Raw genomic sequence first — 8,817 nt, forward strand, 5'->3', positions numbered from 1 at the left:
ACGGCTGGCGCTGCGGTGTAAGTTGCCAGACACGGACCGTTTCTTCATCACGACGAGGGGTTGGCCTTGAGCTTCCGGACCCCAGGGGCTGGCAGGGCGATGCGCTTGCCACGCCGGCCGCGGCTGCTTCTGCCTGTGGCCATCGCGCTGGTCGCGATCGTGGCCCTGTTTTTTCTCTTTTCTGGGATTTATACCGACTACCTGTGGTTTGACGCGACCAACTACACGTCGGTCTTCTCCGGGGTGCTGCTGACCGAGATCGTGCTGTTCCTCGTCGGAGCGGTGCTCATGGTCGGCATCACGGGCGGCAACATGCTGCTGGCCTTCCGCACCCGGCCGATGTTCGGCCCCGCCGTGTTCGGCGGCGGCAGCGGAGCCGACCGCTATCGCATGGCGCTCGACCCCCACCGCAAGCTGATCTTCATCGTCGGCATGGGCCTGCTCGCGCTCTTCTCCGGCTCCTCGTTCGCGGGGCAGTGGAAGACGTGGCTGCAGTTCGTGAACGGATCCTCGTTCGGCAAGAAGGACGAGCTGTTCGGCATGGACATCTCGTTCTTCATGTTCGACTACCCGTTCATCAGGATGGTGCTGAACTTCCTGTTCACCGCCGTGATCATCTCGATCGTCCTGGCCACGATCACCCACTACCTCTACGGCGGTTTCCGGCTGCAGTCGCCGGGCGTGCACGCCTCCAGGGCCGCGCGGATCCACCTTTCCGTGCTGCTCGGCGTGTTCGTCCTGCTCAAGGCCGTCGCCTACTACATCGACCGGTTCGGTCTGGTCTTCTCCGACCGCGGCTACGTGCACGGCGCGTCCTACACCGACGTCAACGCGGTGCTCCCGGCCAAGAACATCCTCGCGATCATCGCGTTGATCTGCGCCGCGCTGTTCTTCGCCGGCGTCGTGCGCTCCGGCGGCATGCTGCCCGGCGTCTCGTTCGGCCTGCTCGTGCTCTCGGCCATCCTGATCGGCGGCGTCTACCCGGCGCTGGTCGAGCAGTTCCAGGTCAAGCCCAACCAGCAGGGCAAGGAAGCCCTCTACATCGACCGGAACATCCAAGCCACCCGGTCGGCCTACGACGTGCAGAACGCCGAAGTGATCGACTACAACGCCCAGGCCGACCCGACCAAGGTCAGCGCCGGCGGCGACGAGTCCGTGACCGGCGTGCGCCTGCTCGACCCGGCGCTGGTGTCGTCCACGTTCGAGCAGACGCAGCGCATCCGCGGCTTCTACGGCTTCCCCGACCAGCTCGACGTCGACCGCTACCCCGGCAAGGACGGCAAGCTGGTCGACCACGTGGTCGGCGTCCGCGAGCTGCTCGGCCCGCCCGCGCCCCAGAACAACTGGATCAACCGCGCGCTGGTCTACACCCACGGTTACGGTTTCGTCGCCGCGCCGGGCAACCAGGTCGACGCGGGCGGCCTGCCCGCCTACGACAGCAAGGACATGCCGGTCACCGGCGACCTCGCGGCCTCGACCGGGCTCAAGGAGTCGCGCGTCTACTTCGGCGAGAACCCCGGCTCCTCCGAGTACGTCATCGCCGGCGGCAACCCCAAGACCCCGCAGGAGCTCGACTACCCGGTCTCCGGCGGCCAGACCGGACAGCAGAACACCACCTACACCGGCAAGGGCGGCGTGCCGATCGGCTCGGCACTCAACCGGCTCGTCTACGCCGCCAAGTACGGCGAGATGAACATCCTGCTGTCGGGCGACGTCAACGACAACTCCAAGATCCTCTACGTGCGCAACCCGCGGGAGCGGGTGGAGAAGGTCGCGCCGTTCCTGACCCTCGACGGCAACGCCTACCCGGCGATCGTCGACGGCCGGATCACCTGGATCCTCGACGGGTACACCACCTCCAACGCGTACCCGTACTCGCAGAGCGAGAGCCTCGGCGACATGACCCGCGACCTGGCCACCGACCGCCGCGTGGTCGCCCAGCAGCCGCAGGACGAGATCAACTACATCCGCAACTCGGTCAAGGCCACGGTCGACGCCTACGACGGCACGGTCACGCTCTACGCCTGGGACGGCAACGACCCGGTGCTGAAGACGTGGTCCAACGCCTTCCCCGGCACGATCAAGCCCGCCTCGCAGATGACCCCCGACCTCCAGGCGCACATCCGCTACCCGGAAGACCTGTTCAAGGTGCAGCGCTACATGCTGTCGCGCTACCACGTCACCAACGCGGCCGCCTTCTACAGCGCCCAGGACTTCTGGAACATCCCCAGCGACCCCTCGCAGGACAACCAGTCGGTCAAGCAGCCGCCGTACTACCTGACGGCGACGATGCCCGACGAGTCCGAGCCGTCGTTCTCGCTGACCACGACGTTCGTCCCGAGGGAGGGCCCCAACCTGGCGGCCTTCATGGCGGCGGGTTCCACGGTGGGCAAGGACTACGGCAAGCTGCGCATCCTGCGCATGCCGTCCAACACCACGGTCCCCGGCCCCGGTCAGGCCCAGAACAACTTCCAGAACAAGTTCTCGGGCGAGCTGGGCCCCCTCGGCCTCGGCCAGGCCAACGTCAGGTACGGCAACCTGCTGACCCTGCCCTACGCGAACGGCCTGATCTACATCGAGCCCGTCTACGTGCAGACCAAGGCCGGCACCGGCCAGGAGCCGTACCCGATCCTGCGGCGGGTACTGGTGGCGTTCGGCAACAAGGTCGGCTCGGGTGACACCCTCGACCAGGCGCTGGAGCAGGTTTTCGGCGGCGAGCAGCAACAGCCGAACACCCAGCCCCAGCAGACCACGCCCAACCAGACGAACACGTCGGCGATGAACACCGCCATCTCCAACGCCCAGAAGGCCTACGAGGACGCCCAGAAGGCCCTCCAGGCCAGCCCCCCGAACTGGGACGAGTACGGCAAGGCGCAGAAGCGGCTGGAGGAGGCGCTGAAGCAGATCGAGAGCGCCAACGCCAAGCCGGCGGCCACCCCGTCGCCCTCGGCCTCTCCCTCCGCCTCACCGTCGGTGACGCCGTCCGCCTCGCCGTCCGCCTCGCCGCCGGTCACGTCCACACCGACGCCGACACCCTCGGGCACACAGGCGGGAGGCACCACCTAGCCCATTCGGTTTGCGCCCGCCCCTCGTCGCCGATAGTCTTGAGAAGCAAGACAGCGACGCGGGGTGGAGCAGTTCGGTAGCTCGCTGGGCTCATAACCCAGAGGTCGCAGGTTCAAATCCTGCCCCCGCTACCAAGATTCGAGGTCCTGGCCGACGGCCAGGGCCTCGTTGCTTTTCAGCGGCACCGCAGGTCCCACCCGGCATCGTCCGTCTCACGGAACTCGATTACGGCGGACGCGGGGTCGCCGTCCTGGAAATACACCCTGCCGTTGTTCCTGTCGTAGTAGCTCGTGAGCTCGGCCTCGGACAGCCTGGTGAGCAGCGAGGACCTGACGAGGAAGTCACAGTGGTCGCCGTTGCCCTCCTGCACGCCCACCGACCCCTGGGCGCCGGCGGCGTTGAGGGAGGTATCGGGCGGCAGCGGATGAGCCAGGAGCCGATCCTTCATGTCCGCCAAGCGCAGGTCATCGGCCCACATGGGCGCCATGACAAGTAGGGCCAGCGCGACGGGCGGCGCCAGGAGGAGGATCCGCCGCCAGGGAAGCCGGCGGTGTGGCGGAAGGGGGTCGAGCAGCATGAGGCCCATGATCACGTCGCCGACGCGCCCGGACAAGCCCGGCCGGGTCGAAGGACTCCGGAAGGGCGGTATAGTTGATAACAACACACCGACGCGGGGTGGAGCAGTTCGGTAGCTCGCTGGGCTCATAACCCAGAGGTCGCAGGTTCAAATCCTGTCCCCGCTACCAATCCGAAGTCCCCGGTCGCCACACGGCGACCGGGGACTTTGTCGTTTCCGGACAAGTCTTGTCCTGCGACCTCAGATGCTGATTACATGATTACATGACGGAAAAAGACGTCCCGACCATCTACGAGTGGGCGGGCGGGACCGAGGCGTTCGAACGGCTCACGGCGGCGTTCTACCGGACCGTCGTCAAGGACGACCTCATCGGGCCGCTGTTCGCCCACATGGACCCCGACCACCCCAAATACGTCGCCATGTGGCTCAGCGAGGTCTTCGGCGGTCCTGACCGATACACCCACGAACGCGGCGGATATCCCCACATGCTCGCCCACCACCTGGGCCGGTCCATCACCGAACCGCAGCGCCGCCGCTGGGTGAACCTCCTCATGGACGCCGCCGACGAGGTCGGCCTGCCCGACGACCCCGAGTTCAGGGCCGCGTTCGCGGGCTACATCGAATGGGGCACCCGGCTGGCCGTGCACAACTCCCAGCCGGGCGCGACCCCGCCTCCGAAGGCGCCGGTTCCGCACTGGGGCTGGGGAGTCGCTCCGCCATACCAGCCGTAACCTGGAGGAATGGGAAGCACGTCGCGCGGGCGGCTGCGGGTCTACCTGGGTGCGGCGCCCGGCGTCGGCAAGACCTACGCCATGCTCAGCGAGGCACGACGGGCCAAGGAACGCGGACGTGACGTGGTCGTGGGCCATGTCGAGACCCACGGCCGCGACCAGGTCGCCCGCCTGCTCGACGGGCTGGAGATCGTGCCGGGGCGCACCGTCGTCCATCGCGGCGCCACGTTCACCGAGCTCGACGCCGACGCGGTCATCGCCCGCCGCCCCAGGGTCGTGCTGGTCGACGAGCTCGCCCACACCAACGCGCCCGGCTCCCGGCACGCCAAACGCTGGCAGGACGTCCAGGACATCCTGGACGCCGGCATCGATGTCGTCTCCACGCTCAACATCCAGCACCTGGAGTCCCTGCGCGACGTGGCCGAGCAGATCACCGGCCTGCCGCAGCGCGAGACCGTCCCCGACGATCTCGTCCGGCGGGCCGACCGGCTCGAACTCGTCGACATGTCACCCGAGGCCCTGCGCCGCCGCCTCGCCCACGGCAACGTCTACCCGCCCGAACGCGTCGACGCCGCCCTCGCCAACTACTTCCGCGTCGGCAACCTGTCCGCCCTGCGGGAGCTCGCCCTGCTCTGGGTGGCGGACCGGGTCGACCGGCAGCTCATCGCGTACCGGGCCGACCATGACATAGCGGGCACCTGGGAGGCCCGCGAACGTGTCGTCGTCGCCCTCACCGGCGGCCCTGAGGGCGACACCCTCGTCCGCCGCGCCGCCCGCATCGCGGCCAGGACCAAGGGCGCCGACCTGCTCGCCGTGCACGTCACCCGGGCCGACGCCCTGTCCACCGCGAGCGACCCGGCCAATCTGGTACGCCAGCGCAAACTCGTCGAGGACCTCGGCGGCACCTACCACCAGGTCGTGGGCGACGACATCCCGCGCGCGCTGATCGCGTTCGCCGACGGAGTGAACGCCTCGCAGCTCGTCCTCGGCGCCTCCCGGCGGGGACGGCTCGCGCAGCTGCTCACCCGCGGCGTGGGCATGACGACCGCCACGCTGTCCGGCTCGATCGACGTGCACCTGGTTCCGCACGAGGCCGTCAGCGGAGGCTCCGGCCGGCCGCCGTCCGGAGGAGCGCTGACGCGTCGGCGCAGGTCGGCCGGATGGGCGCTGACCCTGGCCGCCATGCCGGCGCTCACCGCCGTGATCGCGCCGCTCGACCTGAGCCTGCCCAGCGAGATTCTGCTCTTCCTGCTGCTGGTGGTCGGCGTCGCGCTGGTGGGCGGGATGTGGCCGGCGCTCACGGCGGCGGTGCTCGCGTTCGGGCTGCTCAACTGGTTCTTCACGCCGCCGGTGCACACCCTGACCATCGCCGAGCCTGAGAACGTGCTCTCGCTGGCCATCTTCGTCCTGGTCGCCGCCATGGTGAGCACGGTCGTGGACCTGGCCGCCCGGCGCAGCAGGGAAGCGGCCCGGTCCAGGGCGCACGCCGAGGTGCTCTCCACACTGGCCGGACACGTGCTGCGCGGGGAGTCCGCGCTGGCCTCGCTGCTCGGGCGGTTGCGCGAGACGTTCGGGCTGACCGCGGTAACCCTGCTCGAAAGGGACGATCCATCGGATGACTGGCGCATCATCGCCACGTCCGGCGGCCCCCCGATCACCACCCCGCCCGCCACCACCCCGAACCACACCGAACGGGCTGGTGGGAGCGACGTGGTCACCATCGACGACCGGCTGGTGCTCGCGACCCGCGGTCGGCTGCTCGACGCCGGCGACCGCCGCGTCCTGGAGGCATTCGCCGCCGAGGCCGCCGTCGCCCTGCGCCAGGAACGCCTGCGCGAGGCGGCCGAGCGCGCCGAACCGCTGGCCGAGGCCGACCGCATGCGCACCGCGCTGCTCGCCGCCGTCGGCCACGACCTGCGCACCCCCCTCGCCTCGGCCATGGCGTCCGTGGAGAGCCTGCGCAACACCGACATCATCTGGTCCGACGACGACCGCGCCGAACTGCTGGCCACCGCCGACGAGTCCCTGATCAAGCTGAACCGCCTCGTGTCGAACCTGCTCGACATGAGCCGCCTCCAGGCCGGTGTCCTGGGCGTCACACTGCGGCCCGTCGCCGTCGAGGACGTGCTGCCACGCGCCATCGACGACCTCGGCCCGCTGCGCGACCGGGTCAACAGTGACGTCCCGGCCGACCTGCCGGAGTTCCAGGCCGACCCGGCGCTGCTCGAACGCGTCCTGGTGAATTTGATGGCCAACGCCGTCCGCTACAGCCCCGAAGCCGAGCCCGTGCTCGTCACCACGAGCTGGCACGGCGAACATGTCGAACTGCGGGTCGTCGACAGGGGGCCGGGAATCCCCGCAGAAGCGCATGAAAGGGTGTTCATGCCCTTCCAGCGACTCGGCGACCGCGACAACCACACCGGCGTGGGCCTCGGCCTCGCACTCTCGCGCGGCCTCACCGAGGCGATGGGCGGCACGCTGCTCCTTGAGGACACCCCCGGAGGAGGGCTCACCATGACGGTCTCACTGAGGAGGGCCCTGTGACCCGCGTGCTCGTCGTCGATGATGAGCCCCAGATCCTGCGTGCTCTGCGCATCAACCTGGCGGCCAGGCACTACGAGGTCGCGGTCGCCCCCGACGGCGCATCGGCGCTGCGCCAGGCCGCCGACTGGCATCCCGACCTGGTCGTCCTCGACCTCGGCCTGCCCGATCTCGACGGCGTGGAGGTGATCCAGGGGCTGCGAGGCTGGACGAAGGTTCCGATCATCGTGCTGTCGGGGCGTACCGACAGCACGGACAAGGTGGACGCACTCGACGCCGGTGCCGACGACTACGTCACCAAGCCGTTCGGCATCGACGAACTGCTGGCCCGCATCCGCGCGGTGACCCGCCGCACGAACCAGCACGAAGAGGAACCCGCGACAGTGCGGCTGGGCGATCACGTGATCGACCTCGCAGGCAAGACGATCTCAGGTGGCGTACGGCTGACGCCGACGGAGTGGCACTTCCTGGAGATCCTGCTTCGCAATCCCGGCAAACTGATCAGCCAGCGGCAACTGCTGACCGAGGTGTGGGGCACCGGCTATCTGAAGGAGACGCACTACCTGCGCCAGTACATGGCCCAACTGCGCCGCAAGCTCGAACGCGACCCGGCCCACCCCGTGCACCTGCTGACCGAGCCCGGCATGGGATACCGGTTCAGCCCTCCTGATCCCTGACCAGGACGACCGCCTTGAGCACGGCCCACCCGAGCAGCAAGGCCCCGAAGAGCACCTGAGCGGCACGCACCCACAGGGAAGACGTCTGATCCGCATAGATCACAACACCGATCCACATCAGACCAAATATCCCGACCAGGATGATTGCCGACCAGTTCAGCCCCCGTTGCCACATAAGTGCAGTGTTACAGCCGGGTGGCCAAGGCCGGGTATGGTCACAGTCCTCATCCGGTCGAAGCCTGAGCCCCTGGGGGATCAGCCCTGAGCGATCAGTGGCTGGGGGCCGGCCGGCTCAGCGGGGGAGCGTCCGGTGCGTACCGACGCACCGCCGCAGGCGCATCCCGCGCATCCGCACGACCGGCGGCTGTTGCTGTTGCTGCCCCTCCTGCATGCAGGCGAGCAGCGCCTCAGCCGTACGGGCGTCGGACAGGATCTGCTGCACGGCGTCCTCGTCCTCAGGCAGCTGACCGCGCTCGGCCAGCTCGCGCGTGAGGAAGGCGAGCGGGTCGGGCGCGCCGACCATGTCCGCGGCCACGGTCGTCCGCGCCGCCGTGAGCAGCCGCAGGTAATGGGTACGCAGGACGGCCTCGCGCACACGTGCCTGTTCGAGGTCGTCGATCAGGGTCCGGGCGATGCGCAGGAGGTCTCCCGCATGGGTCGCCGGGTCGGCGAGGAAGGCACGGATGTCGTCGAACTCCGAGCGGGTCATGGCGGGCACCTCCGAGAGCGCAATCTGCTCGTGGCTACCTTCGTACCGAGGGGCGATTGCGGATGACTTGCTGACGGCTTGACTTCGGGTGTCGTACGGGCGGCGATGACCAAGGTTTGACGATCTTGTGGCCAGGGAAGGACTCTACGATTACCTGTGTGGCGCGAAGTAGGTGCGGGAGACTGCTAGAGTTGCTTCGCGCAGGGCGGCCGAGGGGCTCGCAAGAGCCTCAACAGAAGCCCGGCAAATCCCACTTCCTTCTGGTTCATTCAAGACGGTTCAGAGCGGTCTGAATGAGCTGGTAAGTTAGAGGGGTTGTCCCGGAAGCGGGGCGCGACTTAATTCCAGCAGGTCGAGCAAGTCCGGTCAATTTGACAGAGACTTGAACGGCTGAAAGAATTAAGACACAACGAAAGAACGCAAGACGAAATGAACGCCTCTGAACGAGGATCCGGGAACGGGTTCTGGTGAGGAAGTACGCGTCCGTTTCTTGAGAACTCAACAGTGTGTTAAAAG

7 protein-coding genes and 2 tRNA genes are annotated in these 8,817 nt (G+C 68.1%); 6 read left to right on the forward strand and 3 right to left on the reverse strand.

The features are described 5' to 3' along the window. The first annotated feature begins 99 nt into the window (after positions 1 to 99). Entirely contained in the window at positions 100 to 3,066 is a 2,967-nt protein-coding gene (locus tag ABZ444_RS44250) for a UPF0182 family protein (protein WP_358010208.1), read from the forward strand. Between the two features lie 57 nt (positions 3,067 to 3,123). After that, positions 3,124 to 3,200 (forward strand) — tRNA-Met (locus ABZ444_RS44255). A gap of 41 nt (positions 3,201 to 3,241) precedes the next feature. On the opposite strand, the gene ABZ444_RS44260 is transcribed toward ABZ444_RS44255, so the two are convergent. Next, positions 3,242 to 3,643, reverse strand: a complete 402-nt coding sequence (locus ABZ444_RS44260; protein ID WP_358010209.1) for a hypothetical protein — start codon at positions 3,641 to 3,643, stop codon at positions 3,242 to 3,244. Positions 3,644 to 3,735: 92 nt separating this feature from the next. Between ABZ444_RS44260 and ABZ444_RS44265 the strand changes: the two genes are divergently transcribed. The 4 genes from ABZ444_RS44265 to ABZ444_RS44280 all read left to right on the forward strand — a co-directional run bounded on the left by ABZ444_RS44265 (position 3,736) and on the right by ABZ444_RS44280 (position 7,592). Continuing rightward, positions 3,736 to 3,812: transfer RNA gene (locus ABZ444_RS44265), tRNA-Met, on the forward strand. A 94-nt stretch (positions 3,813 to 3,906) separates the two neighbouring features. Next, complete coding sequence (locus tag ABZ444_RS44270) at positions 3,907 to 4,374, forward strand: group II truncated hemoglobin (protein WP_358010210.1); 468 nt, start codon at positions 3,907 to 3,909, stop codon at positions 4,372 to 4,374. Between the two features lie 9 nt (positions 4,375 to 4,383). Then, the gene (locus ABZ444_RS44275) at positions 4,384 to 6,918 is read left to right on the forward strand and encodes a DUF4118 domain-containing protein (protein ID WP_358010211.1); all 2,535 of its coding nucleotides are present in this window, start codon (positions 4,384 to 4,386) and stop codon (positions 6,916 to 6,918) included. Further along, a complete protein-coding gene (locus ABZ444_RS44280) occupies positions 6,915 to 7,592 on the forward strand; it encodes a response regulator (protein WP_358010212.1) in 678 nt (225 codons plus the stop codon). The genes ABZ444_RS44275 and ABZ444_RS44280 overlap by 4 nt, the downstream gene beginning before the upstream one ends. Here the strand turns inward: ABZ444_RS44280 and ABZ444_RS44285 are convergent. Together ABZ444_RS44285 and ABZ444_RS44290 are read right to left on the reverse strand one after the other, a co-directional pair. Next, on the reverse strand, positions 7,573 to 7,767 hold the full coding sequence (locus tag ABZ444_RS44285) for a hypothetical protein (RefSeq protein ID WP_358010213.1): 195 nt from the start codon (positions 7,765 to 7,767) through the stop codon (positions 7,573 to 7,575). The two genes, ABZ444_RS44280 and ABZ444_RS44285, sit on opposite strands and share 20 nt — an antisense overlap. 117 nt (positions 7,768 to 7,884) lie before the next feature. Then, positions 7,885 to 8,301, reverse strand: coding sequence for a hypothetical protein (locus ABZ444_RS44290; RefSeq protein ID WP_358010214.1), 417 nt, complete (start codon positions 8,299 to 8,301; stop codon positions 7,885 to 7,887). Positions 8,302 to 8,817 lie beyond the last annotated feature (516 nt).

Origin of the sequence: Nonomuraea sp. NPDC005730 (assembly GCF_040630865.1) — a bacterium.
In the GTDB taxonomy this organism is placed as follows: Bacteria; Actinomycetota; Actinomycetes; order Streptosporangiales; family Streptosporangiaceae; genus Nonomuraea.